This window comes from Streptomyces sp. NPDC001714, assembly GCF_042892755.1.
Classification (GTDB): Bacteria; Actinomycetota; Actinomycetes; order Streptomycetales; family Streptomycetaceae; genus Streptomyces.
In genome coordinates this window covers 56,703-81,742 of record NZ_JBIAUL010000031.1, presented here as the reverse complement: position 1 = coordinate 81,742, position 25,040 = coordinate 56,703, and the positions used below count along the sequence as shown (strand labels likewise).

26 protein-coding genes and 2 pseudogenes are annotated in these 25,040 nt (G+C 69.1%); 19 read left to right on the top strand and 9 right to left on the bottom strand.

What is annotated here, in order from left to right:
• Positions 1-321 precede the first annotated feature (321 nt).
• Both ACFY0P_RS46895 and ACFY0P_RS46890 read right to left on the bottom strand, forming a co-directional pair.
• Positions 322-708 (bottom strand): hypothetical protein, encoded by a 387-nt coding sequence (locus ACFY0P_RS46895; protein ID WP_388928553.1) that lies wholly within the window; start codon positions 706-708, stop codon positions 322-324.
• A gap of 88 nt (positions 709-796) precedes the next feature.
• Entirely contained in the window at positions 797-1,159 is a 363-nt protein-coding gene (locus tag ACFY0P_RS46890; protein ID WP_388928559.1) for a transposase, read from the bottom strand.
• A 331-nt stretch (positions 1,160-1,490) separates the two neighbouring features.
• Here ACFY0P_RS46890 and ACFY0P_RS46885 point away from each other — a divergent pair, with 331 nt between their 5' ends.
• From ACFY0P_RS46885 to ACFY0P_RS46820, 14 genes and pseudogenes are all read left to right on the top strand, one after another.
• The gene (locus ACFY0P_RS46885) at positions 1,491-2,021 is read left to right on the top strand and encodes a TetR/AcrR family transcriptional regulator (protein ID WP_388928551.1); all 531 of its coding nucleotides are present in this window, start codon (positions 1,491-1,493) and stop codon (positions 2,019-2,021) included.
• Positions 2,018-2,572, top strand: a complete 555-nt coding sequence (locus tag ACFY0P_RS46880; RefSeq protein WP_388928549.1) for a hypothetical protein — start codon at positions 2,018-2,020, stop codon at positions 2,570-2,572. Before ACFY0P_RS46885 ends, ACFY0P_RS46880 begins: the two co-directional genes overlap by 4 nt.
• Positions 2,573-2,855: 283 nt before the next feature.
• A complete protein-coding gene (locus tag ACFY0P_RS46875) occupies positions 2,856-3,635 on the top strand; it encodes a class I SAM-dependent methyltransferase (protein ID WP_388928547.1) in 780 nt (259 codons plus the stop codon).
• A 325-nt stretch (positions 3,636-3,960) separates the two neighbouring features.
• Positions 3,961-4,804 (top strand): annotated as a pseudogene (locus ACFY0P_RS46870) (transposase family protein).
• A gap of 225 nt (positions 4,805-5,029) precedes the next feature.
• Positions 5,030-5,437, top strand: coding sequence for an ankyrin repeat domain-containing protein (locus tag ACFY0P_RS46865; RefSeq protein WP_388928545.1), 408 nt, complete (start codon positions 5,030-5,032; stop codon positions 5,435-5,437).
• Positions 5,438-5,855: 418 nt separating this feature from the next.
• Positions 5,856-7,070, top strand: coding sequence for an IS110 family transposase (locus ACFY0P_RS46860; protein WP_388928543.1), 1,215 nt, complete (start codon positions 5,856-5,858; stop codon positions 7,068-7,070).
• A 123-nt stretch (positions 7,071-7,193) separates the two neighbouring features.
• On the top strand, positions 7,194-7,691 hold the full coding sequence (locus ACFY0P_RS46855; RefSeq protein ID WP_388928541.1) for a DUF4265 domain-containing protein: 498 nt from the start codon (positions 7,194-7,196) through the stop codon (positions 7,689-7,691).
• 468 nt (positions 7,692-8,159) lie between these two features.
• Positions 8,160-8,591: an ATP-binding protein gene (locus ACFY0P_RS46850; protein WP_388928539.1), complete on the top strand. Its 432-nt coding sequence runs from the start codon at positions 8,160-8,162 to the stop codon at positions 8,589-8,591.
• A 299-nt stretch (positions 8,592-8,890) separates the two neighbouring features.
• Positions 8,891-9,472 carry an RNA polymerase sigma factor gene (locus ACFY0P_RS46845; RefSeq protein WP_388928537.1) on the top strand — a complete coding sequence of 194 codons (582 nt, stop codon included), beginning with the start codon at positions 8,891-8,893 and terminating at the stop codon, positions 9,470-9,472.
• Positions 9,469-11,355, top strand: a complete 1,887-nt coding sequence (locus ACFY0P_RS46840) for a diguanylate cyclase domain-containing protein (protein ID WP_388928535.1) — start codon at positions 9,469-9,471, stop codon at positions 11,353-11,355. Before ACFY0P_RS46845 ends, ACFY0P_RS46840 begins: the two co-directional genes overlap by 4 nt.
• Positions 11,356-11,420: 65 nt before the next feature.
• The gene (locus ACFY0P_RS46835) at positions 11,421-12,248 is read left to right on the top strand and encodes a Tn3 family transposase (protein WP_388928533.1); all 828 of its coding nucleotides are present in this window, start codon (positions 11,421-11,423) and stop codon (positions 12,246-12,248) included.
• Positions 12,249-12,372: 124 nt separating this feature from the next.
• Positions 12,373-12,933 (top strand): TetR/AcrR family transcriptional regulator, encoded by a 561-nt coding sequence (locus ACFY0P_RS46830; protein WP_388928531.1) that lies wholly within the window; start codon positions 12,373-12,375, stop codon positions 12,931-12,933.
• The gene (locus ACFY0P_RS46825) at positions 12,930-13,823 is read left to right on the top strand and encodes an aldo/keto reductase (RefSeq protein ID WP_388928529.1); all 894 of its coding nucleotides are present in this window, start codon (positions 12,930-12,932) and stop codon (positions 13,821-13,823) included. Before ACFY0P_RS46830 ends, ACFY0P_RS46825 begins: the two co-directional genes overlap by 4 nt.
• A 109-nt stretch (positions 13,824-13,932) precedes the next feature.
• Positions 13,933-14,952, top strand: coding sequence for an NADPH:quinone reductase (locus ACFY0P_RS46820; protein ID WP_388928527.1), 1,020 nt, complete (start codon positions 13,933-13,935; stop codon positions 14,950-14,952).
• A gap of 656 nt (positions 14,953-15,608) precedes the next feature.
• Here the strand turns inward: ACFY0P_RS46820 and ACFY0P_RS46815 are convergent.
• Positions 15,609-16,181: a hypothetical protein gene (locus tag ACFY0P_RS46815; protein WP_388928525.1), complete on the bottom strand. Its 573-nt coding sequence runs from the start codon at positions 16,179-16,181 to the stop codon at positions 15,609-15,611.
• A 128-nt stretch (positions 16,182-16,309) separates the two neighbouring features.
• On the opposite strand from ACFY0P_RS46815, the gene ACFY0P_RS46810 reads away from it, so the two are divergent.
• The gene (locus ACFY0P_RS46810) at positions 16,310-16,606 is read left to right on the top strand and encodes a hypothetical protein (protein ID WP_388928523.1); all 297 of its coding nucleotides are present in this window, start codon (positions 16,310-16,312) and stop codon (positions 16,604-16,606) included.
• Positions 16,607-17,035 carry a hypothetical protein gene (locus ACFY0P_RS46805; RefSeq protein ID WP_388928521.1) on the top strand — a complete coding sequence of 143 codons (429 nt, stop codon included), beginning with the start codon at positions 16,607-16,609 and terminating at the stop codon, positions 17,033-17,035.
• Positions 17,036-17,710: 675 nt separating this feature from the next.
• Here the strand turns inward: ACFY0P_RS46805 and ACFY0P_RS46800 are convergent.
• A complete protein-coding gene (locus ACFY0P_RS46800) occupies positions 17,711-18,178 on the bottom strand; it encodes an SRPBCC family protein (protein ID WP_388928519.1) in 468 nt (155 codons plus the stop codon).
• 193 nt (positions 18,179-18,371) lie between these two features.
• Here ACFY0P_RS46800 and ACFY0P_RS46795 point away from each other — a divergent pair, with 193 nt between their 5' ends.
• Entirely contained in the window at positions 18,372-18,860 is a 489-nt protein-coding gene (locus ACFY0P_RS46795) for a DUF1524 domain-containing protein (protein WP_388928557.1), read from the top strand.
• Positions 18,861-19,035: 175 nt separating this feature from the next.
• Here the strand turns inward: ACFY0P_RS46795 and lexA are convergent, their stop codons facing one another.
• The 3 genes from lexA to ACFY0P_RS46780 all read right to left on the bottom strand — a co-directional run bounded on the left by lexA (position 19,036) and on the right by ACFY0P_RS46780 (position 21,622).
• The gene (lexA, locus tag ACFY0P_RS46790) at positions 19,036-19,707 is read right to left on the bottom strand and encodes a transcriptional repressor LexA (RefSeq protein ID WP_388928517.1); all 672 of its coding nucleotides are present in this window, start codon (positions 19,705-19,707) and stop codon (positions 19,036-19,038) included.
• A gap of 1,023 nt (positions 19,708-20,730) precedes the next feature.
• Positions 20,731-20,880 (bottom strand): hypothetical protein, encoded by a 150-nt coding sequence (locus tag ACFY0P_RS46785; RefSeq protein ID WP_388928515.1) that lies wholly within the window; start codon positions 20,878-20,880, stop codon positions 20,731-20,733.
• Positions 20,881-21,112: 232 nt separating this feature from the next.
• The gene (locus ACFY0P_RS46780) at positions 21,113-21,622 is read right to left on the bottom strand and encodes a hypothetical protein (protein ID WP_388928513.1); all 510 of its coding nucleotides are present in this window, start codon (positions 21,620-21,622) and stop codon (positions 21,113-21,115) included.
• 600 nt (positions 21,623-22,222) lie between these two features.
• Between ACFY0P_RS46780 and ACFY0P_RS46775 the strand changes: the two genes are divergently transcribed.
• Positions 22,223-22,426, top strand: coding sequence for a cold-shock protein (locus ACFY0P_RS46775; protein WP_010982331.1), 204 nt, complete (start codon positions 22,223-22,225; stop codon positions 22,424-22,426).
• Between the two features lie 351 nt (positions 22,427-22,777).
• Here the strand turns inward: ACFY0P_RS46775 and ACFY0P_RS46770 are convergent, their stop codons facing one another.
• Entirely contained in the window at positions 22,778-23,029 is a 252-nt protein-coding gene (locus tag ACFY0P_RS46770; protein WP_388928511.1) for a MarR family transcriptional regulator, read from the bottom strand.
• A gap of 299 nt (positions 23,030-23,328) precedes the next feature.
• Between ACFY0P_RS46770 and ACFY0P_RS46765 the strand changes: the two genes are divergently transcribed.
• Positions 23,329-23,811: a DUF5994 family protein gene (locus ACFY0P_RS46765; protein ID WP_388928509.1), complete on the top strand. Its 483-nt coding sequence runs from the start codon at positions 23,329-23,331 to the stop codon at positions 23,809-23,811.
• Positions 23,812-23,840: 29 nt separating this feature from the next.
• On the opposite strand, the pseudogene ACFY0P_RS46760 reads toward ACFY0P_RS46765, so the two are convergent.
• Positions 23,841-25,030 (bottom strand): annotated as a pseudogene (locus tag ACFY0P_RS46760) (PP2C family protein-serine/threonine phosphatase).
• Between the last annotated feature and the right edge of the window lie 10 nt (positions 25,031-25,040).

The window sequence follows — 25,040 nt, the reverse complement described above, 5'->3', positions numbered from 1 at the left end:
ACTTCGCCGCCTCCTGCGGCGGCGCACCGCTCGCCGTGATCAAGGAGTACATCGAGAACCAGAAGCGTCCCGGCTGAGGCCAACAGCGCGGACCCCTCCTCCAGCACGGGTCACCCCCATCTTGAGAAGCAATTCCTCCCAAGCCCCTAAAGGCGCCGGGGTACCTTGCTAGATCATGCTGAACTGCGCGAGCGGCTGGTCGGCCTGACCACCTCGGGCAGCGCCTGCGCGGCTGAGCCCGGCTCCCGCGTGCTGCGGGGGAGCACACACGGCTGGGGCGCCCGACTTCCAGGGGGCGCCCCAACTCCGCGTTCACGTCGTTCACGGGGCGCCCGGGCACGCGCCGGGCGCCCCTTCGCACCACACGAGGTCCCGGCACACGTACGTGCTCGCCGTGTAATAGCGCGTCACCAGGTCGTACGGATAGGCCGGCAGGCGCTCGCGGGCGTACGCCAGCACTGTCGCCGCCGGCAGCGCGGTGGGCAGCGGCGGGGCTTCGGCCGTTTCCCGGGCGAGCCAGGCAGGGGCCGCCCCGGGCTCGGTGAAGGTAGCGGCCAGCAGGGCGCGGGGTTTGCGCAGCCGGTCGCGTACGAGCAGGGGCGGTGCCGGACTCGCGGGGGCGCGGGCGGCACGGTCCTCCGGTTTCCAGGGGCCGGTGTACGTGTAGGCGTGCCAGTGCCCTTCGGGCGGCGGCACTGCGGGCGTCACGGGCTGACCGTAAGTGCCTGAACGGAAAATTCCCCAGTTCCAGGGCAGGCTGCCGCGTTCTTTGGCCAGGACTGGCGGAGTGTGCTGGTCAGGCTGCTGTGGGACTGAGGGTGACGTCGTGGCCGAGGGTCTTGAGCCGGCGGACGAGGTCGCGGGTGCGGCGGCCGGGGTCGATCAGCCGTTGGTGGTAGTCGGAACCGAGGTCGCGGAACTGGGTGTCGGGGTCGTTGATCAGGTGCCAGATGATGACGAGGATCGAGCGGGCGACGGCGACCAGGGCCCGTCTGTGGCCGCGGCGTTTGACGATGCGTTTGTAGCGGGCCCCGAGGAATGTGTTCCTGCGAGCCGCGGACATGGCGGCCTCGCCGAGAGCCCCCTTGAGCCAGGGATTCCCCTTACCGACAGGGCCGGTGGTGTTCTTCCCGCCCGACTGGATGGTCCGCGGCTCCAGCTTGGCCCAGGCTCATGACGGCCCGGACCATCAGCACCCGCCGGCTGGACCTGCTGCCGCTGCACGTCGAGGAGATGGCCGCGGTGCTGTCCGATCCCGCCCTGCACATCCCCTGGTCGATCCGGACCCGCCCGAAGTCGGTGGGGCCTGCAGATACAGCTCGAGATCGCGCACGTGGAGTTCGGCGCGGACGACGTACCGGCCCTGGTCCACCGTCGCGGCGGCTACGCCACGGTCTGAATCTCGCCGGTTCCGGTGCCGATTGACGTCCTTGGCTAATGGCAATAGCCTATGGGCTATGGTTGTTAGGAGGTCGCTGACGCTGGCCGCCGTGGTCGATGTGGCGCTCGGCATCGTGGACGAGCACGGGCCGGACGGCCTCACGCTCGCCGCCGTGGCGCACGCATGCGGGGTCGCCACGCCGTCGCTCTACAAGCACGTGGCGAGCCTCGGCGAACTGAAGACGCTCGTCGGAGTGCGGGTGCTGGAGGATATGACCGACCGGTTCACGACGACCGTCTTGGGCACCGGTGGCAACGAGGCGGTCACTGGGTTGATGCACGCCTACCGTGCGTACGTCGCCGCGCACCCGAAGCGGTACGCCGCGCTGCCGATGGACCCGCTGCACGACCCGATCCAGGAGGCGGCCGGCGCGAAGCTCTTCGGCGTCATGTACGCCACGCTGCGCGGCTATGGACTCGAGGGCTCGGCGGCCGTGCACGCGACCCGGCGCCTGCGGGTGCTCGTGCACGGCTTCGCGTCCATCGAATCCGCGGGCGGCTTCGGCCTGCCGGAAGACCTCGACGACACCTACGACCAGCTCATCCAGATGTATCTCGCCAGCCTGAGGAACGAATCATGAGGATCCCGCTGTCCGTCGCAGGCGTACTGTTCCTGCTCTACCCCGCCCTCCGCCCGTGGGAGGACGAGTCCACCACCTCGGGTGCCGCCGCCGCGATGGGCTCCACCGCGTGGATCGTCGCGCACCTGTGCGCGATGATCGGGTTCATCCTGGTCGCGATTGCACTGCTGCCGATCGACCGCGTGGCGGCGATCGTGTTCTGGATCGGCGCCGGCGTGACGTTGCCGTACTACGGCGCCGAGGACTTCGGCCTGCATGCGATGGCCAACCAGTCGAACGTCCTCGACCTGGCCGAGGACGTGCGCTACAACCCGTTCGCGATGACGATGTTCGGGGTCGGGCTGCTGACCATGGCGGCGGGCGCGATCCTCGTCGCAGCCCGGATGCGCACGGTGCCGGCGATCCTGTTCGCGGTCGGGTTCGGGCTGTTCCTGCCGCAGTTCTTCGGTCCGCCCGCGCTGCGGATCGCGCACGGCGTACTGCTCGCGGCCGCCTGTGTGTGGCTGGCCTGGGACGCGAAGCGGATCCAGCCCGCGCCGGTGCCAGCCTGACTTAACGACTTCGGGGGAATTTACTTCGGGACGTGCTGGTACCGGGCCGGCGGCTGATCAGTGGAGGGCCTGCGCACGAAGACGGTGATGGCAGTTGGCTGGGGGAGGTCACTCGTGGCCGCGGAGACTCGGCGCTGATGCTGGAACATGGTGAGCCTTCCCCACCACAACGCCACGGACGGTCACCGATGCGCTGCTGGTACAGGCTCAGTGAGGGTTTCCGGTCGGCGTCCCGGGACGCGGTGGCCGGGATGGAAGTGTTGACAGCGTGGAGGTTTGGATCATGAGCGAACGCGGGGCGGACGGCAGCGCAGGGGATACGGACTACGGCACGGTAGGCGGCGGGTACGCCACCTACCGGCAGCCGGACGCAAGAATCGAGCAAGCGATCACCGCTGCCCTGGGTGGGGCGCGCACGGTGGTCAATGTCGGGGCCGGGGCGGGGTCATACGAGTCGGCGACGCTGGAGGTGACGGCGGTTGAGCCGTCGGCGTCTATGCGTGCCCAGCGCCCCGCACACCTGTCGGCCGCTGTCGATGCCATGGCCGAGAACCTGCCGTTCGGCGACGACGTCTTCGACGCGGCGATGACCACCTTCAGCGTGCACCAGTGGAGCGACTTCAAGGCAGGGCTGCGCGAGATGCGCCGAGTAGCGCGCGGCCCCGTCGTCGTGCTGACCTGCGACCCTGATCTCGTTCGGGACTTCTGGCTGTACGAGTACGCGCCCGAGGTGTTGGACACGGAGGCACGCCGGTATCCGGTGATCGCGGATGTGACCGAGACTCTCGGCGGACACACGACGGTGACCCGGGTGCCGATACCCGTCGATTGCACCGACGGCTTCAACGAGGCGTACTACGCGCGACCGGAGATGCTGCTCGACCCCGGTGCTCGACAGGCGTGCTCGGCGTGGAGCTTCGTCGACGAGCAGTTGCGCGAACGATTCGCCGCGGATTTGCGGGGCGACCTGGACAGCGGAGCATGGGACGCCCGATTCGGCGCCCTGCGGCAACAGCCCTTTTACGAGGGCTCGTTGGTTGTGATCCGGTCCGTTCCGGCCTGATACCTGCGTCGCAGCCCCGCTCGCGCCGTGCCGTGAGAAGGGCCGCACGGGTTGGGTGAGTTGTGACGCTTACCTGGGCTCGTGCGGCCTGCTCCCGTCCTGCCCTGTCCGGGGTCTCTCGCGCACATCTCGGCGAGTTGCTTGAAGAGTTGTCGCCACGTTGGTGGGCCCGGCGCGAGTCGGAGCTTGATCGACAACGGGGCGGCGAGCGGCACCGCGTATGCTCAGTGAGGTTTTCTCAGCGGTCATCACCTCTGATCTCGCCTGCGTTGGAGGATCGGGCAAGGGCGGCGGTCTACGCGCGCGCCATGACGATCACGTATGAGTGGCGGGGAGACTTCGACAACACAGCCGTCAATGCGCTGCACGCAGCGGGTTTCAACCGCTCGACGTCCCACGCCACGCCGTCGAGTTCCTCGCCCGGCTGCTGTCCGCCCACCGGCGGCGGATCGGCACACCGAAGGGCTCTCGCGCGCTCGGGCCGTTCCGGCAGGCGGTGCTGGTACTGCGCTGGTTCCGCGAGCGCGGCTGCGTGCACTGCCTGGCCCGCGACGCGGGCGTCTCCCAGGCCACCGGCTACCGCTACCTGCACGAAGGCATCGACGTCCTCTCCGACCAGGCCCCCGGCCTGCACGAAGTCCTCGCCCGCTGCCGACGCGAGGGCATGACACACGTGATCCTGGACGGCACGCTGATCGAGTCCGACCGCCTCGCCAGCGTCCGGGACAACGGGAACGACCTGTGGTTCAGTCAGAAACACAAGGCGTTCGGCGGCAACATCCAGTTCGTGTCCGGCCCGGACGGCACCCCGCGGTGGGTCTCCGACGTTGAACCCGGTTCCACCCCCGACATCACCGCCGCCCGCATCCACGCCCTGCCCGCCCTGTACAAGGCTGCGGCCGATGGCCTGCCGACCCCTGGCCGACAAGGGCTACATCGGAGCCGGCATCGGCATCCGAATCCCGGTCCGCCGCCCAAAGGGCAAGTCCGAACAGGCACTTCACTCCGACACCCGCGTGCTCAACATGCTGCTACGGCATGTCCGGGCCCTCGGTGAGCGCACCGCCGCCGACCTCAAGCAGCGATGGAGGGCTCTGCAGCACGTCACGGTCAGCCCGAGCCGGATCGGCGACATCGCCCGCGCCGCCCTCGTTGTTGAGCGAAGCTGAAGATGTGCACCAATGCGACGTTGGGGTTGTCGACGGGACGGGATGAAACGACCCCGGCGGCCTAACGGCCGCCGGGGTCGTTGTGAACACGGTGTCGGCTTCATGCACGTGGTGTCGCGGGCGTCTCGGTGATCGTGTGGCGGCTGGAGAACCCTGTCGGGAGGGCGTCTCTCCTGGAGGGCGCCGCTTGATGAGGTGCTCGCGTGTTCGGGGATCATGTTGGTCATGAGTGAGCGTGAGGGCAGTGGGGTGGACCGGCTGGGCCGGTCAGCGTTGCACTATGCCGCGGCGTCGGGTGATCTGGCTGCTGTTCGGGCTGCGATCGACGCCGGGGCGGACGTATGTGCTGGTGACTCGGCTGGGTGGACTCCGCTGCACTTCGCCGCGCAGGCTCAGAGGGCTGACATTGCCATCGAGCTGCTGGCCAGCCACGCCGTTGTGGATGCCGTGGACGTGCAGGGAAACACGCCGCTGTGGCGGGCGGTGTTCAACTACCGGGGTGATCCGGCCGTGCTCGATGTGCTGCGAGAAGCGGGCGCCGACCCAGACCGGACGAATGCGCATGGAGTCAATCCGCGACAGCTGGCGGGGCGGATCGCGAACTACGACGTCGCGAGGCATGTGAACTGGTAGGCAGGGCCGCCTGGTGCGCCCCTGCCCCCGAGCGCCTTAACCCCGGTGCCCTGTGGAACGGGGCGGCTGCCCTGTACTCCTGAGGTCCTGGTCGCGGACAGCAGCCGCAGGAGTGCCATGACGTCCTGGCTTTGAGGTTGTCTCATTCGGCCAGGCCAGTAGTTGGTTGCGTGTTGACGGTCGAACGTTTGGTGCCTGACGGGCTGCAAAAGTCGCTCCGTAAGTTGTTGGGCGGTCCGGAAGAGTGGGGTGTGGCTCTAAAGTCGCTTGCCTCCGGTGGCTCCGGTGGAGTGGCCGCCCCGCTCTTCGGGACACCCAGGCCGCTGATTGAGATGCGCGAAAGGTCGCTGTTTACGGAGCTGACGGCGGGGTGTCCTCGGACCGAACCGGCACGCTACCCGAAGCCGAGGAGAAGCTCATGACCACGCGGTTGCCCCGTTTATGGGTCGGTATCGACGCCAGCAAGGCCCACCACTGGTGGGTCGCGGTCGACGGCACCGGAACAACGGTATGGAACAAGAAGATCCGCAACGACGAGGCCGCGCTCCTGGCAGGCCTCGACGAAGTCCTCCGCCTAGCCGACCAGGTGCACTGGGCGGTGGACATCACCGGCACGCCCTCCGCCCTGCTCCTTGCGCTGCTCGCTTCGCACGGCCAACGGGTTGTCTACGTGCCCGGCCGGACCGTCAACCGCATGGCCGGCGCCTACCGCGGCGAGGCCAAGACCGACGCGCGCGACGCCTACGTCATCGCCGACACCGCCCGTCTGCGGCGTGGCTTCGCCCCTGTCGAGGCACGCACTGGCCTCGCCGCGGACCTGGCGCTGCTCACCACACACCGCTCGGACCTGATTGCCGACCGGGTCCGTCTGCTCAACCGCCTCCACGACGTACTCACCGGCATCAGCCCGGCTCTGGAAGCGGCTTTCGACTACGCCGACCACAAAGGTGCCCTGGTCCTGCTCACCGGATACCAGACCCCTGCTGCCCTGCGCCGCTGCGGGCAAGCCCGCCTCGCACGCTGGCTCGCCGCCCGAAGCGTGCGCGACCCCGACACGGTGGCCGCCACCGCCCTAACTGCCGCACATGCCCAGCACATCACCCTGCCCGGCCAGGACACAGCCGCACGCATCACCGCGGACCTCGCCCACCAGGTGCTGGCCCTGGACGACCGGCTCAAGCAGCTCGACCGGCAGATCCGCGACAGCTTCCGCACCCACCCGCAGGCCGCCATCATTGAATCGCTGCCCGGCATGGGCCCGATCCTGGGCGCCGAGTTCCTCGTCGCCGCAGGCGACCTGGCCGCCTACCCCGATGCGGGTCATCTCGCCTCCGCCGCCGGCCTGGTCCCGGTAGCCAAAGACTCCGGACGCCGCACCGGCAACCTGCACCGGCCCAAGCGCTACAGCCGTCGCCTGCGACGGGTCTTCTACCTGTCCGCCCAGACCAGCATCATCCGCGACGGCCCCAACCGCACCTACTACCTCAAGAAGCGGGCCGAGGGCCACAAGCACATCCCCGCCGTCATCGCTCTGGCCCGCCGTCGTGTCGATGTCCTGTGGGCTCTCTTACGTGACAATCGCCCCTTCACCCCCGCGCGGCCAACGCAGGACGCGACAACCACAGCGGCCTGACCAGGGATGCCTTCCGGGCACCTCCGGCCCACAACACACTTGCCTGCATTACGGGATGAGCCGACCCTGGGGAAGATCCATAAGACTCCAGCGGCCTCGGACAGCCTCTGCGAGCATGCTGGAATGAGCATCGAGAGCCCCACGCACTCCCATCGCTGCCATGTGGCGCTCCGGGCCGGCTTCGCCAGTTCCGGCAAGCCAGTGTTCGAGACGCTTCCTGCCAGGGCCGTCGGTCCCGGCAGCTATGAACTGTTGGGAAGCCCTGGCATGGTCGAGGGCTGCGCGGCAGGGGACTTGCTGAAGATCGATGCCGATGGTCTGTTCCAGGTCGAGCAGCGAGGCCCGAACCTCTGCATCCAAGCATTCGGCGAGCCCCCCTTTGCTGCTGAGTCCTTGGAGTCCCTGATCGGCGCCTTCGGCCCCCTGGATGGTCTGGTGGAGGCACCCGCCGACCGGCGGTTCATCGTGGTGACGGTGCCCGCCGTTGCCGGGTTCCCCGCGGTCGAGGCTGTCATGGAAGCGTGGGCAGCAGGTGAGAGCGGGCTGCTCGAATGGGGATTCAGCAACGTCTTCGGACCGGATGGAGAGCCGCTGAACTGGTGGCAAGAACCTGAGGCATAACCAGCGTATCCCTACGATCGGGGAACAGCGGGAACGGCGCCGGGGACCCCACAACCGCGCAGGTCACCGCCCTACCTAGTCAGCGCCCACACGCGTACGCGATCTCCCAGACGGGTGCCATGGGCCACGCGCGCCAGACTTGACACGGTCATTAAGACTCCAGCAGGTAGCACCGGAACGGAGACCGCGCGGCAGAAAGGTGGTGGCCGCGACCACATTCGGGGCCGCCACCGGCTGCACGGGCACGCCATACGAGGACGTCAGGTGTACCGGTCGGTGCTCGAGCAGGCGTTGGTACTTACCTACCCGTCGTGATCGAAGCCGCGGTCGGCGAACAGTGGCCTCGTCGTCGTCAGCGGCCGGCGCCGGCCACAACGACAGGCTGCGGCAGCTCCGTGAAGACCGGTTCGCGCTCCAACGCCGCTTCCCACGCGAAGGTCAGTGGTTCACTTTTCATACTCCGGGCCATTGGACTGGGGACTTGCGCTGGGTATCAGCACGGCCGATTTCGCAGCCCACGCATTCAGCCGGGACGCCGAAAGTGTCCAGGGCGTCCGCCACTTCGTCCGCGAGACCCTCACCGGCTGGGGTCTGCGCGCCTGCGCCGACGACCTGACGAACGTGGTCAACGAACTCGCCACCAACGCCGCGCAGCACGCGCTGCCCCAGCACGGCAAACACGCCAAGGCCTGGCTCGGCATGGCCCACACCGGCGGCACCGTGGTCTGCGCCGTCACCGACTCCAGCCCCACTCCCCCCTCATGCCGCACACCGGAGCACCTGGGCCCGACAGGCCGGGGACTGGTCATCGTCGAAGCCCTGACCAACCAGTGGGGCTACGCCAAAACCCGCCCCGGCGGAAAGATCGTCTCGGCGCGCATCGCCACCCTCCACCCCTGATTCCTGACCCCTCGGCCGGCCCGCCCGGTCGGGTCCTCGCGCGGTCCAGGAGCGCGACGTAGCGGGAGACACGCCGCTTGCATCCAGCCGCTCACGCGTCCGGGCCGAACGGTACGGCGCCCTCGATCGGTTCTCCGCCCGGCACGGGATCTCGCCTCTCCCCCACGGCTGTTGGGACGCGGGTACCCGTTTGGCGGCTGCCGGGGGACCTGTTGGGTGAGGGCATCCGAGCGAGGGGAGACCGGGCTCATGGAAGCATGGCCCGCGCAGCGGGACCGAGGTCAGCTGAGCGGTATCCGGTGACGGAGGACCCGAGGCTGGCCCTCTACCGCGCCCAGCACCCTCGTCTGGCCGGCTACGTGGGCCGCCGGGTCCGCGACGAGACAGTCGTGGCGGACATCTGCCAGCAAGTATGGGCGGCGTACTTCCGCCGCTCCTGGCAGGGATACGCAGACGAGGTCGCGCCTCTCTTCGTGATCGCCCGGCGTCGGATTGCCGACTGGTACGAAGAAGCCGGACGCGCCGCAGACCTGCCGGGGGACGCGTTCTTGTACGAGAGGCTCGACCAGGGTCGCGATGACGACCTGCCGGAGAGCGACCGCGCGGATATCCGTGTCGACCTTCAGATGGCACTGGCCAGGCTGACGGAGCGCCAGCGCCAGGCAGTGACCTTGCGCTACATCGACGGACTGGACCGGGGCAGTGCGGCCGCGCTGATGGGCATCGGCGTGGACGGGCTGAAAAAGCTGACCTCGGCGGCTGTACGCGAACTGAGGTCCATGCCCGAGCTCCAGGACTACCTCCTGGCCCTGGACCCGCTGCCACCTGCCTCGCCCGGCCCAGGAGCACCCGCCTCACTCGACCAAGGGGCATCCCGATGACGCACGACCCCACCGCGCCCTCCGGCGCCGCCGGCCGCGCAGAGGCCCGGATCGAGGAACTCCTCACACAACTGGGCGCCCCCCGCCCGGTGTTCAGTGATGCCGAGCTTCTTGCCGGCTTCCGGGCAGCGACCGAGCAACAGAGCGCCTGTGACGGCGCGGACGAGGCGCGCGCCGACGAGGACACCCGGCGGGCGGAGATCGGGGCCGATGCCTACGCGCTCGGGATGGAGTACTCGGACAGGCAGGACTGGGAACGTGCTGCTCGATGGCTGTCGGTCGCGGCCCGCTCCGGGGTCGTCGACGCCTCTTATGAGTTGCAGGCCCTCCAGCGCCGACGCGCCACCAGCAACGTCGTCGGCGCGGCACGCTCCCCCGCCGGTGGCTGGGAGGAGCCGGCCGCCCGTCTGGCCCGTCTGCGCGACTGCTGTGCCCGGCTTCATGAGGCCAAGAGTCTGGCGCACACCCTCAAGGCGATCTCCGACGGAGCCGTCCGCGACCTCGACTACGGGGTGGCCTGTTTCAACCTGGTGCGCCCCGACGGGGATTTGGCCGTCGTTTCGGTGGCCGGCGACGAGACCGCCGAAGCGTTCCTGACCGGCCGGGTGGGACCGAGGGCGGCCTGGGACACGCGGCTGTCGATGGGCGAGCGCTGGGGAGACGTCGTGTTCATCTCGCACCAGATCGGCTGGACCGCCGACGGGGACGGGGTACCGGCCTGGCGGGCCGGATCGGGCGGTGATCCGGCACCGGGTACCTGGCACTACGAGGACCGGCTTCTGGCCGAGGTCCGCACCGATACCGGCACCCTCATGGGCGTGCTGTCGGTGGATTTGCCGCGCAGCGGCCTGCTGCCGGGCCCCTGGGAGCGTGAGGCTCTCGCCCTGTACGCCCGTGAGGCAGGACTGGCTCTGACGGCCGCGCGGCTGCGCGCCGCCGCCGAGCGGGCGCGGGTCCGCCTGGAACAGCAGAGCGACACACTGCAGGTCAGCGAAGCCCAGGCGCGCCGGGCGATGGCACATGCGCCCTGGCCGATGGCCCTGGCAGAACTGCCGCCCGGACAACCCAGCCGTCTCCTCGACGTCAACGACTCCTTGTGCCGGCTGCTGGATCGCGCACCGCGCGCCCTGCGCGAGTTCTCACTGGAGGACCTGGTCCACCCCGACGACCTCGCCACCTGGCTGCGGGCGTCCCTGAGCCGGGACGTCTGCCGGATCAGGCTCGCCCGCCGTGACGGCTCCTACGTGACGACGTCGGTGACCGCGGCGCCGGTCTCCGGCGACGGTGGGGCACGTCATCGCAGCCCCGGCACACACGCCACGGCTGCCGCCCGCCTGCTGATCACCTTCGGTCTGCGCCGCCCCGGCCGGTCCGACGGCCATCCCGGGCTGGCCCGTGACCACCTCACCGGTGCCGTGACCGGGCCGGCTCTCCGCTCCGAACTGAACCGCCTGTACGCAACCGGGGCGGACGGTGCCACCGTGTCCCTGGCCGTGCTGTCGGTCGGCCTTGACGACTTCACCCAGCTCAACGCCGCGCACGGCCCCGAGGCGGGCGACGCCGTGCTGGTGGAGGTGGTCCAGCGGCTGACCACGCTGACGACACGTCCCGGCGACCTGGTGGCCCGGGTCGGCGGAGACGAATTCGTCCTCATGGCGGTGGGACGGACGTTCCAGCAGGTCGAGGAACTGGAACCACGTGTACGGGCCGTGCTCGCCCACCCGGTGCGGATCAGTGGACTCACCGTTCAGCTGTCCGCCAGCGTAGGGCGCGGCTGGGCCCGCAGCGGGATGACGGCAGAACAGCTCCTCGACACGGCCGACCAGGACATGCACTTCTCCAAGACACTCCGCAAGACCGTACGGCTCTCCCGCACCGGCTGAACACCGCAGCCAAACAGACCGCGAGGAGAACACCGGAGGGGAGCCGGTTCTCCTCGCATGGAAGGGTGCCGCCGCTTCGGGGGAGCGGCGGCACCCCTCTTCCTGGGCAACAGGAACCGTGGCCCAGCTGTGGGGCCCCTTCCATAACCCTCGGTGAGGTCCGCGGCCACGACCTGATCCGCATGCTCTCCCGGGACGGCAAACCGACCGGCCTGGGCGACGCGTTCGCCCACTACGGACGGATCTTCAGGACCCTGCACCTGATCCAGTTCGTCTCCGACGAGGGATACCGGCGGATGATCGGCGCCCAGCTCAACGTCGCAGCGGCCCGCCACCGCCTCGCCCGGATACTCTTCTTCGGACAGCGCGGCGAACTGCGCCAGCGCTACCGCGAGGGCATGGAGGACCAGTTCGGCGCTCTCGGCCTGGCGCTCAACGCCGTGGTGCTGTTCAACAGCCTCTCCATCGACGCCGCCGTCGAGCAACTGGCCGCCGACGGCTTCCCGGTCACCGCCGAGCTGCTCACCCGCCTCTCCCCGCTCCAGTACGACCGCATCAACTTCCTGAGCCGCTCCGCCTTCACCCGGCCGCCGGCGCCGGGCCTGCGGCAGCTGCGCGACCCGCACAGCGACGACGAGACGGACGACGGCGAGGACGGGTGGCCGCGGGCCCGTACCGGCGAACAGCGGTCCGGCCCGGAGCCCCACCTACGCCTCCGGACCGGACCGTTTTGCGCGATTCCGCTCACCAGTGGGCAGGATGCGCAGGTGCGGCCTGCCCTGAGTCAACCCCGACGGGCAGGCACGGGGCGGAGCGGGGCGCCGTCGGCGGAAAGGGCTCCGGAAAGTTCGACGTCCGAGCCAACGCGCACCGACCGGCTGCGGTCCGTCTGACAGATCCATCGCGAGCAGCTCGTCATGACCGGGCCTGCTCGCATGACACGCACCCACCACAAACAGAACCGTCCTTCTGCTAGCCTCCCTCATAAGCAGAACAGCGATTCCTTTTGTGGGAGGTATGGTGCCTCGGCTCACCGACGCGCGCAAGGAACTCCGGCGTACTCAGATCGCCGAGGCCGCCGTCCGCTGCTTCAGCCGCAACGGCTTGGAGCGAACCTCGATCGCCGACATCACCGCCGAGTCGGGCCTCTCGGCCGGCTCGATCTATGCGCACTACCGCAACAAGGCCGACCTGGTCCGGGTCGCCGCCCGCGAGGTGCTCGCCAAGCGCGCCGATGTCCTCGGCGAGTACGCCGCGGCCGACGCCCCACCTGGCCCCGACGAGCTGCTCTCGCGCCTGATCGCCGCGATCGACCCGGCCGAGGCTCGGGTCGGCGTGCAGACCTGGGGTGAGTCGACCACCGACCCGGCCATCCGCAACATCGTCGTCGACATGACTGACCGGATGCGCGCGATGCTGCACGACTGCGTCACGGCCTGGCTCGTCAAGGTCGAGCACCATGAGCCGCCCCAAGCCCGGGAGCGGGCCACTCCGATCGCCGACCGGGTCATGGCGCTCTACCAGGCCGAACTGCTCTACACCGCCTTGCGAACACCGACCGAGGAGACAGCGTCGTGAGCACCGCGACCGCTTCGTTCGCCGCCCGCACCGTTTTCCGGATCGGCTACGGCGCATTGCAGCTCGAGCGCCTGCACGACCGCCGCGGCGAGGCCGTCGCGCTGCTGCGCCGCGCGGTCGAGCTGGGCGTCGACCACGTGGACACCGCCGAGTTCTACGGCTTCGGTTTCGCCAACGACGTGATCCGCGAGGCCCTGCGCCCCGAGGACGACGTCCTGGTCGTCACGAAGGTGGGGGCTGACCCCAACCCCGGCGGGCATCTGCCGCTGCGTCTGGCACAGCGGCCCGAGCAGCTGCGCGCCAGCGTCGAGGACAACCTGCGCAGCCTCGGCGTCGACCGGCTCGCGGTCGTCAACCTCCGCCGCCTGGACACCGGCCCCGGGCTGCGTCCCGAGGGCGACCAGGTCGTCGACCTCGACGACCAGCTCGCCGTGATGACCGCACTGCGCGACGAGGGCAAGATCGGCGCGATCGGCCTGAGCAGCGTCACCCTGGACGGCCTGCGCCGTGCCGTGCCCGCCGGAGTCGTCTGCGTGCAGAACGCCTACAGTCTCGTCTCCCGTGACGACGAGGACATGCTGCAGCTGTGCGCAGCCGAGGGCATCGCCTGGGTGCCGTTCTTCCCGCTCGGCGGGGCCTTCCCCGGCCTGCCCAAAGCGACCGACGATCCGGCGGTGCACGCCGTGGCCGAGTCCCTGGGCGCCACGCCCTCCCAGGTCGGCCTCGCCTGGCTGCTGCACCACGCCCCGAACGTGCTGCTCATCCCCGGCACCGCCAACGTCGCCCACCTGGAGGCCAACATCGCGGTCAGCGAGATCACCCTCGACGCCGAGACACTCGCCACCCTCGATGCCATCGAGTCCCGCTCCAACGACGTCCCCATCGGCTGACCGAAACCGGCGCGACCCGGCTCGCGACCACACCACACGCCGGACACCCTGACGAACCGCCAGGCCACGCCGGTAAACCCGCCTCTGTACCAGGCTCCAAGGACGGATCATGAAGGCCATCATCTACCGCGACAACGGCGCCCCCGACGTTCTGCAGTTGGTCGACCGCGACCTGTCCGAGCCCGGCCCCGGCGAGGTTCGCGTCCGGGTCGCCGTGTCCGGGGTCAACCCGACCGACTGGCAGGCACGCTCCGGCGCCGGCCACCCCAAGCACTTCTCCGAGGTCACCCCGCACCTTGACGGCGCCGGCACGATCGACGCCGTCGGTGAGGGTGTCGACCAGAGCCGGGTCGGTCAGCGGGTCTGGCTGTTCATGGCCACCGCCGGGCGGCCCACCGGCACCGCCGCCGAGTTCACCGTCGTGCCCGCCGAACAGGCCGTGCCGCTGCCGGACGAGGCCGGCTTCGACGTCGGCGCCGCACTCGGCGTCCCCGCGCTGACCGCGCACCGCGCGCTCACCGTCGCCGAGGACGGCCCGCGCCGGCTGCGGCCCGGGGCACTCGACGGGAAGGTGGTGCTCGCCGCGGGCGGGGCCGGAGCGGTCGGGCACGCGGTGATCCAGCTCGCCCGATGGGCCGGCGCCACCGTGATCAGCACGGTCAGCAGCCCCGAGAAGGCCCGGCTGGCCGCCGCCGCCGGAGCCCACCACGTGATCAGCTACCGCGAGGGCGACCCAGCCGCCGAGATCCGCAAGATCGCCCCGGACGGCGTCGACACCGTCGCCGAGGTGGCCCTGGGTACGAACCTCGCACTGGACCTGGCCGTGCTGCGAACCCGCGGCACGATCTCGACGTACGCCAACGACGGTGGCAAGCCAGTCGAACTGAACGTGCTGCAGAACATGGTGCTGAACACACGCTTCCAGTTCCTGGTGCTCTACACGGCCGGTCCGGAGGCACGCACCGCGGCCGTCCAGGACGTCGCCGCCGCAGTACGCGACGGCGCGCTGCCGGTCGGCGAGAAGCACGGCCTGCCACTGATCCGCTTTCCCCTCGACCGCACCGCCGACGCGCACCGAGCGGTCGAGAGCCGCGCGGTCGGCAAAGTCCTGGTGGACGTCACCTCCTGACGCCCAGTCGGCCACCGCGCGCCCATCCACGGCCCCGGAGAACCCGGCATGGGGCGGCCGGGTGGCCGGCGTCACCCCGACCCCTGTCCGGCCCGCGGCCACCCCATACCTCAAGGGTTCTCATGAACGACCCTTTGCCAGAGCCAGTCCCGTAGCGCCGGCGGGTGTGACTCTGCATCGGTACCGCCAACTGTCAGCCCGACCTCTATCACGCTGGCCGAACCCGCCATCCGGCTCCCCCGTCCCCTGTACCGCAGTCGGCGACGACCGCACCCCTGTCAGTCACGAACCCTACCGACCCCTGCAGCGGCGCCACAGCCTGTGCCGGGTCGGGCAGCCAGCGCGCCGGTGAAGCACGCGCAGCGCGGTCGGCAACGGCTCCCGCCGTCAGCCAACGCCCGGTCGAGAGAGGAGCCTTGAGCCGGCCTCTGCGAAAAAGTCATCCACCTGCAGGCCTTACTCAGGACTCGAGACGTCGCCATCGGCACGAGGGGGGCGTTAGCGGCCTGAATCGGCCCCACTTTTCCGGCTCCAGGTGGCCCCATGTCGTCGTGCTGGGCGGCTGTGTTCCGGTTTGAGGTGGCCCCGGTTTCCGGTCTCGCGTGGCCCCAGCCGGCGATGGGACGGCGGCCCCTTGTTACGAGTCAGACACCACGTCAGGTCTGTGACTGACCGTGGCGGTACTCCTCAGAAGGTATCGAGTCCCATTCGGTATTCGCCCCGTCGCGCGTCACCATGAACAACGGACGCGACCGCAGGACCTGCCCGACGGGTTGCCCGCACACGACGACCCCGGGATCATCCGGCCCTGCGCAACCGTCGACGTTGTAGCGAAAGTACACGTCCTTTGCCTCGGCATACGCGATCATGTCGCTCTCCAGTTCCGACAGGTCCCTCCCCACCAGCGGGATTCCGTCGTACTTGACCTGAGGACCGGTCACGGCATCTGCAGCGATACAGAACAGCCCCACAGCTTGGCTCACGTAGGCCGTGACGGCCGGCAGACAAGAAGCCGCCTCCTGACGGTGGACTTCGATCTTCCACGTCGGCGAGAAGACTTTGTGGTGTCGAGCGCAATCACTGACCTTCGTCTGGCCGAGAGCCTGAGCCGCCTCGACCACTTCGTCGACGGTCATGCCGAACCGGAGCGGTCCAGCGCCACCTGTCGGTGCATAGGACCACTCGTCCCCATCGGCGGCTCCGGAATCCGCTGCGGTCGTGAACGTCATAGTCGCCCCCTGGAGACACCTGAGATCTTGCCGGCGCCCATCATGTCAATCGGCGACCAGCAGCAAGCCATGCACAAGCTCCCCAGTCTGCCGGGGACGGCAGTGATCCCCATGCGATAGCTGGTGCGTTGACCGTGAACGTCCGCCGGGTGAAGGGGGCGAAGACCGACTTGCTGCCGCAGCCGGGCGCGAACCTCACGTACATCCCCTTGGGCGGGCCGTGGTCTCCAAGCGGAGCTATCGAACTGGCCGGGTCGACCGCCAAGGTTGACGGCAGGCTGCTGATCGCCGCGGCCGTCCCGTACGGCATCTACGATGTGGCGACGGTGTTGAGGTCGGCTCCTTCGGCGGGCCGATCGGGACCGTGCTCGGCGGTGTCGGGATCAGCGAGGGGTATCACGGACGGGATCGAGGATCTGTTCTAGATGAGGAGCTGGCTGGCAAGGCTGTTCGGGAAGGAGCAGCTCCGCAGTGCGGGTGTGGACCCGTCGGCGATCCCGTCGCCGGGCCCTGTGTGGAGCGATCCGGAGATGACGGACGAGGAGCGCGCGGTTGCGCTCGTACGGCTCCTCGAAGACTCCACGGCGCGTGAGGATGAGCGGGAGGACGCGGCGTCGGATCTGGAGTTTCTCTCCGGTCCGTTTGTCGAGGCGGCCCTGATCCGGGCGATCCGGGCGGGGGACTTCCGCAGCGACCTGGCCCAGCTCTGCGCCGAGTCCCTCGCCGGAATCTGGGCCAGGGAGGGTCACGCCGACCCCGCCTTCCTGGCGGAACTGCGCAGCCTGGCGAAGGAGGAGGTCTTCGGCATCCTCGGGGCGCGGGCGTCGCATTTGCTGCCTCCTGGCGCCCACTAGCGCTGTGACCGCGAAGGTTCACTCAGGCCGCCTGAACCGCACCTCATCCCTCGGGCAGCAACCGCCCTTGACAGCGACGAACCGCATCATCAATCTCCGAGGTCAACAGCGTCGGAAGCAGCCGACGCATAGCCTCCGCCTGCTGCCGCAACCGCTTGGCCACTGTTCGCCCATTGACAGCTGACGTGGGCACATCCTGAAGCGTCCCGCACTCGAAGGCCACCCAGAGGCAGTCAAGCGAAGCTGAGCGCGGAGCGCCGCCGTCCCCTGACACACGAATCGTCGTGATCACTTCCGGTTCACGCGGTCCCAGGTAAGAGATCTCGATCTGGAGCCCCGAGCGGTGGCGGTAAACCAAGCCGGACTCAAGTGGCTCGGGCCCGACGAAACCCCCCAAGATCAAGAAAGCGAACTGATCGATACCCTCACGCCGCACTATCTCCCGTGGACCAACACGCCGCCCCATCCCACGAGTGTGCACCTCAGGCCCATCGCACGGAACAACGCCAGACCTGAGGCCCCGGCGAAGCTATGCGATCACAGCACTAGGTCGGCAGATGGCGGCCCGGATGGGCGGCGGCAGTGGGGGCGAAACGGCGATCAGCGATGGCGGGTGTGAGTGTTCGACAGTCCTCGCGGCGACGTGGCCAGGCCGGGGTCGCAGCCCAATCTGACTCAGTCGACTGCTTCCACGTACGACGCAAGATTCGCCAGCGAGGAGGCGATCCCGGCCTCGTGGACCGCTTGTTCGATGCCAGGTGGCACGTCCGTGGCTGTGACGGTCACCTCGGTTCCGTCACCGGCGGCAGCGAGGTGCCAGGTCATCGTCATGGAGCCGGCGTACGAGGGGTCGTCGGCCTCGAACACGGCCCTCTGCACAACGCGCTCCGGCGGCACCAGCTCTGCAAACCCGACGTCGACGACATCCGTCGCATCTGAAGTCTTGCCGGGGCTGTCGACGGGGTCGAGGTAGGTGAGGACCATCCGGAATCCGCCACCAGGCCGGGGATCCCACCGCTCGACCCGCCCGCGCATGCCTTCCGGCGGCAGCCAGGCCTCGAGGGACTCCCGGTCGAGGAGAGCGCCGTAGACAGTCGCCGGTGGTGCCGCGATAACCCGGCTGGCGCGGTCGGTCCTACTCATGGCCCGAGTCTAGGTGTTCCGCCGAGCACGTCCTCCTTGAATGACCAACCGAAGAAGCCAGCCGGGCATCAGACGCGACCAAGCAAGTCGCCTGATGCGCCCATCCACAGGTCTTGACTCTTCCTCGTCTCCGCCAGGGGCGTGCTCTCGGACATGAACCCGTCCCGAAGAACATGCATCCCTCGATTCAGCTATCCCGCCACAGCTGGACGTCGACCACCTGATCCCGCTCGCCGAGGTCTGGGACTCCGGCGCCTCCGCCTGGACCGCCAAAGAACGCGAGGCCTACGCCAACGACCTCGACGCCCCCCGCGCACTCATCGCCGTCTCCGCGGCCTCCAACCGGTCCAAGGCCGACGAGGACCCCACCGACTGGCTGCCCCCGTACGCCCCCTACGGGTGCAGGTACGTCACCCACTGGATCGCCGACAAAACCCGCTACCAGCTGACCATCGGCCCCGCCGAACGGACCGCACTCACCGAACGCCTGGCCGCCTGCCCCGACCAACCCGTCACCCTCTCTACCCTGCCGCCCTCGCCATCAACTCCCGTACCGAGATGCCCACCGGCACCGGGGACGGGCCGGTCGTCGAGCGGACACGACCAGAAGGCGTCCTCTGAATGGCGCGGTCACGTAGAGAGGCGGATCCGCCACCACGGGGGGAGTGACGGACCCGCCTGAGTCCACGTTCCCACACCAGCCCCGTCTATGCGCAGTCGGCAGGCGAAGTGCCCCTGGAAGGGATGTGACTTCGTTAGAAGGCCGGGCCCGCAGCAGGGTGAGCGCGGCGTCCGCGTACACGCAGTATCGGCCCGCTCGCATCTGGCGTGCCGTTGCTGCAAGCGATGCCGGACTCCTACAGCACGCGCAGGACGCCGACGACCTTGCCGAGGATCCGCGCGTCATCGCCGGGGATCGGGGCGTAGGCAGGGTTGCGTGGCATGAGCCAGACCCGGCCGTCCTGCCGGCGCAGCACCTTCACCGTGGCCTCGTCGTCCAGGAGCGCGGCGACTATGTCGCCGTGATCGGCGCTGTCCTGGCGTTTGACGGTGACGATGTCGCCGTCGCAGATCGCCGCGTCGATCATGGAATCGCCGGAGACGGTCAGGGCGAAGACCTCGCCGTCGCCGACCATCTGCCGAGGCAGAACGAACACGTCCTCGAACGTCTCCTCGGCGAGGAGCGGGGCGCCGGCGGCGATCGTCCCGACGAGCGGGACCTCGACGGCCGTGTCGCCTCCGCCGCTCAGCTCGGGGGCCCACGAGGTCCGGACCCGGTAGGCGCGCGGGGTGCGCGGGTCGCGGTAGAGGACGCCCTTGTGCTCCAACGCCGTCAGTTGATGGGCGACCGAGGACGTGCTGGCGAGTCGGACGGCCTGGCCGATCTCCCGCATCGACGGCGGGTAGCCCTGCCGGGCGACCGTCTCCGTGATGTAGCGGACGATCGCCGCCTGGCGGACCGTCAGCTCTCCCTCGGCGGTCCGCGGGCCCGGAGGCCGGCCCCGACGAGGGGTCGTGCTGTCATCCATGCCAGCACCTCCACATCTGTGCAAGATCCGTTGGCGCGACCTTAACCCGCCACCCGTGACAAATGGAACACTCTTTCGGGTTTCGGGTGAGGTGGGTGACAACCCGGAGACGCCCTGGTGGGTGCGTCAAGACCTTGGGCCCCCACTTCACCCCACTTGGGCGACAGGTCAAACCGACCCACTTTGCCGCCACGGCAGGGCCACTATCCGATTTCAGGGGGCAATTCAGGGCAAAGGAGACTGGGTGCGCGAGCACTCCCCACTTCACCCCACTTGCTGCGGGCGGCGCTTCTCAGACCTCACTAGATGCTTCGATCACCTCGTAGCCAGATCACGCGATCCCCCGTATCGCGTGCACCGCTCGGAACGGTCACGACCGAGGGGGCTCCGTACCGAGGAGTTCCAACGCGACAGCAAGCGAGGTGGGGGTGCGCACGAAGAGTTCGGCCGGTCCGAGCAGGCCGCGCACTGCCTGATCTTGAGTGACGTTTGTCACCCTGCCGCGGCTCAGGCGGTGTTGGCGCAACGAGCAACAGGTTTCGATGCAACCGGGTCACGCGCGACCAGTACAGCGTGCAGACCGTTTGTCTCACGACTCCCGCAGAGACGCCGGGCCGGCCACGCCCGTCAAGCCGACAGCCTGCCGGCTTCTCCGCGGGTACCGTGCACCGCCGTCATCTCCACACTGGCGCCCAGGCGCTGGCCGAGCGACTCGGCCAGCCCGTCGCCGTGCTCATCTCAAGACTGATCGGGGGAGGAACGATGAGCGACGAGCGCGCTCGGGGTACGCGGCACCGGACGCTCCATGTCCCGCCGCATCGCCCGCCCCTTCGCCACCATGGAGCCTTTCGCCGAGAGGCGACCGCCCTCCGCACGTCACCGCTTTACGGCCCCGGCTGGTCTCCCCCGTCCAGCTGGGGCTTTCAAGTGCTGACCGCCAGTAGCGGCCCGGCCGGACGCCCGGGAGCTACAACCAGGCCTCTTCAAAGGCAGCCATCGCTTCAGCCGAGGTGGTGGCTCCGCTCAGGCCGCCTCGGAGTCGATCTCGTCCCATGCCTGAGCCACCAGATCCCACAGCTTCAACGGAGAGATGAGGTCAGCGTCTGCGGTCTCCGTCGCCCCGCCGTAGCGCATGTGGCTGGCGTCGTCGAGGAAGAGGGATGCGCATCTCATTTCGCAGCCGGTACAGCACCGCCTGTTCAACGTCGTAGGCGTCTGCGCCCAACTCGACTGCTATGTAGGTGGTCCCGGCGGTAACGGTTGCCACCGCGCTGATGTGTGTCCGCCAGAGTACGGTTCCGCCGGAAGGGGAGCGGAGGGGCGTATTCCCTCGTGCGCACGCCGCTGTCGCGTGGCCATGTGGGCTCCCTTGTCGCCTGGTTCGGGTGGGGTCGGAACGGATTCGTCAGAGGTCGCCGTGGTCCTGCCAGCCGCATGCGCCGCAGATGACGAGGCGCAGGGCGCGGTCGTCACGGTGGTCGACGGTGACGTAGGGGCGCAGCCGGTCGCTGCCGATGCCGCAGCGCGGGCATGTCTCGTACTGGCCCAGGGGGCCGAAGTCGCTGATGACCAGGGGACGTTCGGGTTCGGGCCCCTGTTCGTCGAAGAGCGGGGCAGTCGAGGCGAGGCGCGCGATCGCGGCCGCCGCCGCGTCCGTCACGCCGACGGCCAGGCGTACTTGGGGCAGTCGGTCCAGCGGGGGCGGCAGGGGGCAGTCGTCGAGGCGGACGGGTACGACGCGTTCGCGTTCCGTCCGGGCGGGGACCCAGGCGGCCTCGGCGGCGTACGACCACAGCAGGACGATGGCGTCCGCGTCCGCGCTGGGCACGACGTCGGCGCCGGCACGCGCCAGGGCGGCGGCGAGGGACGAGGCCTGCCGCTCGTCCTTGGGCTGGTACGAAAGTTGAGCACGCACGATCTCATGATGCAACAGGGCGGCACGCCGTTGTGTTTGCGCTGCCGAGCCCGCTTGCGACATGCCGCCGCGGTAGTCACAGCGGATCGCGGCATAGAGATCGCCCTTGGACTGTGGCGTTCCCGTAAGGCTCCCAGCGGCAGGTGCACATCTCACCGTCCCGCTGCAAGACCCTCGGTGACTTCCAAACAAGCCGACTCGCGAACTCGGTCAGAAGGTGACTCCCGGCGTCACCTCGAAACGACTCCCGCACACGGGCTCTGGTCCACTTCCTGTGGTCGCGTACGCAGCGCCACCGTCGATCGTGTCGGCCCACAACGGGAGAACGTCGCGCGCGAACCGGGGCGATCGGCCATGCGGGTGTGTGTCTTCCTGGCAGGGATTGATGAGGAACTTGAGTCCCTGCTCACCTGGGCGTTCCGGCGGTGGGCGGGGCTGGCGGTGTAGCGTCAGGGGCAGCTGTCGTGGTTCCGAAGTACCGGTTCGCCCGTGCGCACGCTCACGAGCGATTCTGCTGTTCACAGTCTCTGAGGACCAGGGCGATCACCTCCGGTTCCCGCACGGTGCGGGAACGGGCTTCGAGTCCCCTTGGAGGGCACAATGGCCAGCGGAACCGTCAAGTGGTTCAACTCGGAAAAGGGCTTCGGCTTCATCGAGCAGGACGGCGGCGGCCCCGACGTCTTCGCCCACTACTCCAACATCGCCAGCTCCGGCTTCCGTGAGCTCCAGGAAGGCCAGAAGGTGAACTTCGACGTCACCCAGGGCCAGAAGGGCCCCCAGGCGGAGAACATCACCCCCGCCTGAGCCCACACCCCACGGCACCCGCCCCTGCGAAGCTCGCTGGGCGGGTGCCGTGCGTTCGGCAGCTGAATCTTCCCTGTGGGCGGCGGACGACCTAGGGGGCCGGTGGTACGGAGTGTCCGGGGTTGACTCGACCGGGGCGCGTGGATGATGAGGCATGGCGTGCGACGAGGACCCTGGGTGGGTTGAGACCGCCGTCGCCGGGCTGCAAGTAGTGCGGCGACGCGGTTACCGGGCTGCGTCTGCTTGGTTGGGAGGGCGTCCTGCCGCTCTCGGTGGTCAGAACGGTCGTGGCCCTGCCGATGGGCGGAGGGCCTTCCGTCCCCGCCCGTCGCCGGCGGGCGTAAGGACCGGTCAGCGCCCGTTGTCCTGATGGGTGACGAGCTCCAGTAGTCCCCGGACGGGGAGCTGGGCTTCTGCTGGAGGGCGGAGTGTGCCGTCCGGATGGAGGGTGTAGTGCGTGCGCCTTCCATCGCGGGCCCTGCTGAGGAAGCCGGCCTGTTCGAGGTCGGTGACGATACTCTGGACGGTGCGTTTGGTGATGCGGCAGGCCGCGGCGATGTCACGCAGGCGCAGGTCCCGGTCGCGTGCGACGGCCAGCAGCACGCGGGCGTGGTTCGTGAGGAAGGTCCATGCTCCGGCCTACTGGTCCACCACGCGCCCTCCGTCTTCGACGCTGCCCTGAAGTCACCCGGCCAGCGCACGGATCGCTGCCTCGACGCGCTTCTTGATCTCGTCGCGGACTGGGCGTACGGCCTCGGTGGGATAGGCATGAGGGCGCCTGGGGCCTACGGACCTCGCCGGAATTCAGTGCCCGTTCCCGCAGCCATCGCCACGGGAAGAGTAGCGTGGGAGAGGCGAGGCAGTCCCGTGTTCGCACCGGCTCCCGAAGACGGGTGGTCCTCATGGTCGGCTCTGATTCACCCCTTGATTCCCTGCATCTGCCGAGCGGCGTTCATCGGACTGTGCGTCCGGGGTGCGCGCTCCTCCGGCTGGAGACGACGGAGTCGCGGGAAGGTGTGCTGGATGGTGCGTGGTGGCCGCGGTCGCGCGACATCGCTGCCGAACTGCCCGAGCTGCTGAGCGCCCTCACCAGGCACCTCGGCCCCGTCACCCGCGTCGGGCTGGACACCGCGGCCTGGGCAGGGCTCCCGACGCGGATCGTCGTCGACGACCGGGTGGTGCACATCGACTCCTTCCCCGTGGGTGACGACACCGTCCTGATCACCCGGGACGACCGGGACATCTTCTCGCTGCTGGTGGTCCCGCCGAGCGCGACACCCGAGGCCGCCCGCCTCGCGATGGCCCAGGCCGTTCGGGCAGACAACATCAGCCAGGCTGAGCAGATCCTCATCGATACCGGACGCGCGCAGGAGCCGTCGGACTGATGCGCCGCACCTCGACCGAGGCGGTGAGGTCAGCCGCGCCACTCCACCATGAGCAGCGTCGCGTCATCCGTGGTGTGTCCGCCCCGCGCCCGCTTGAGCGTGTGGGACAGGGAACGGGTCACCGCCCGGACCCCGCGGCCGGTCCTCTCCAGATGGTTCACACAGTCGATCAGCTGGTCCTCCCCGAACTCCTCCCCGCCGGACTTGTGCTCCTCGACCACTCCATCGGTGAAGCAGAGGACGCGGTCCCCGCGCTCCAGCACCAGTTCGCTGATCCGCGGCTGTGAACCGCCCAGGCCGACCGGGAGGGTCGTCGGGGCGACCAGGCGCTTCGCGACGCGGTGGTCGCGGACGAGGATCGGGGAGGGTGCCCGGCATTGACCCACTGCACCCGCATCGTCGTGTCCAGCTGCAGCATCTGCGCGGTGACGAAGTACTCGGGACCGAATTGCTCCGCCACGGCGCGGTCCATGAAGTCGTAGATCTCCGACAGTCCGATGCCGAGGCGGCGGGCGTGGCGGTAGGCGCCGATGGCCACGGTGGCCTTCGTGGCCGCGTCCAGTCCGTGGCCCATCGCATCGATCATGACCACGTGGAGGACGTCGCCGTTGAGGGCGTAGTCGAAGCTGTCGCCGGCCACGTCATAGGCGGGTTCCAGGATCCCGGCCACGGCGACCCTGGGCATGATCATCGCCAGCGGCGGCAGCAGGGACCACGGGATCCCCGCGGCGGCGCTCATCGCCTCAGCGCGTCGGACACGGAAGAACAAATCGGAATAGCCGTGCTTGGTCACCAATAGGTCGGCCACCAGGCCGGAGATCCGGTGCAGCAGGCGGCGGTCGTCGTCATCGACGCTGTCCAGTGTCACCGCCATGACCCCCACCTGGTCGCCGCCGTCCAGCAGCGGCATATGGACCCGGACGCCGTCCTCCTCGGGCAGCTCGACGGGGACCGCGTCGAGAAAACAGCGGCCCGCCTCGGAGCCGTCGATCATGTGTGGTTCCCCGTCCGGGAGGCCCTCACCGGGCAGGGGCACGAGTAGCAGCTGGCCGTAGTCCTGCAGCAGCACCTGCGGACGGCAGCCCCCTAACTTCTCCACCACGTCGGCGACAAACGGCCCGATCAGATGGGGAGGCAGCTCGTGCGCGCGATCGAGAACCGCTCCCAGCAGCGCTTCCCCGAAGCTCTCGGACCGGTCCGCGCGCCGTTCGGACGTCATCCGCTCACCC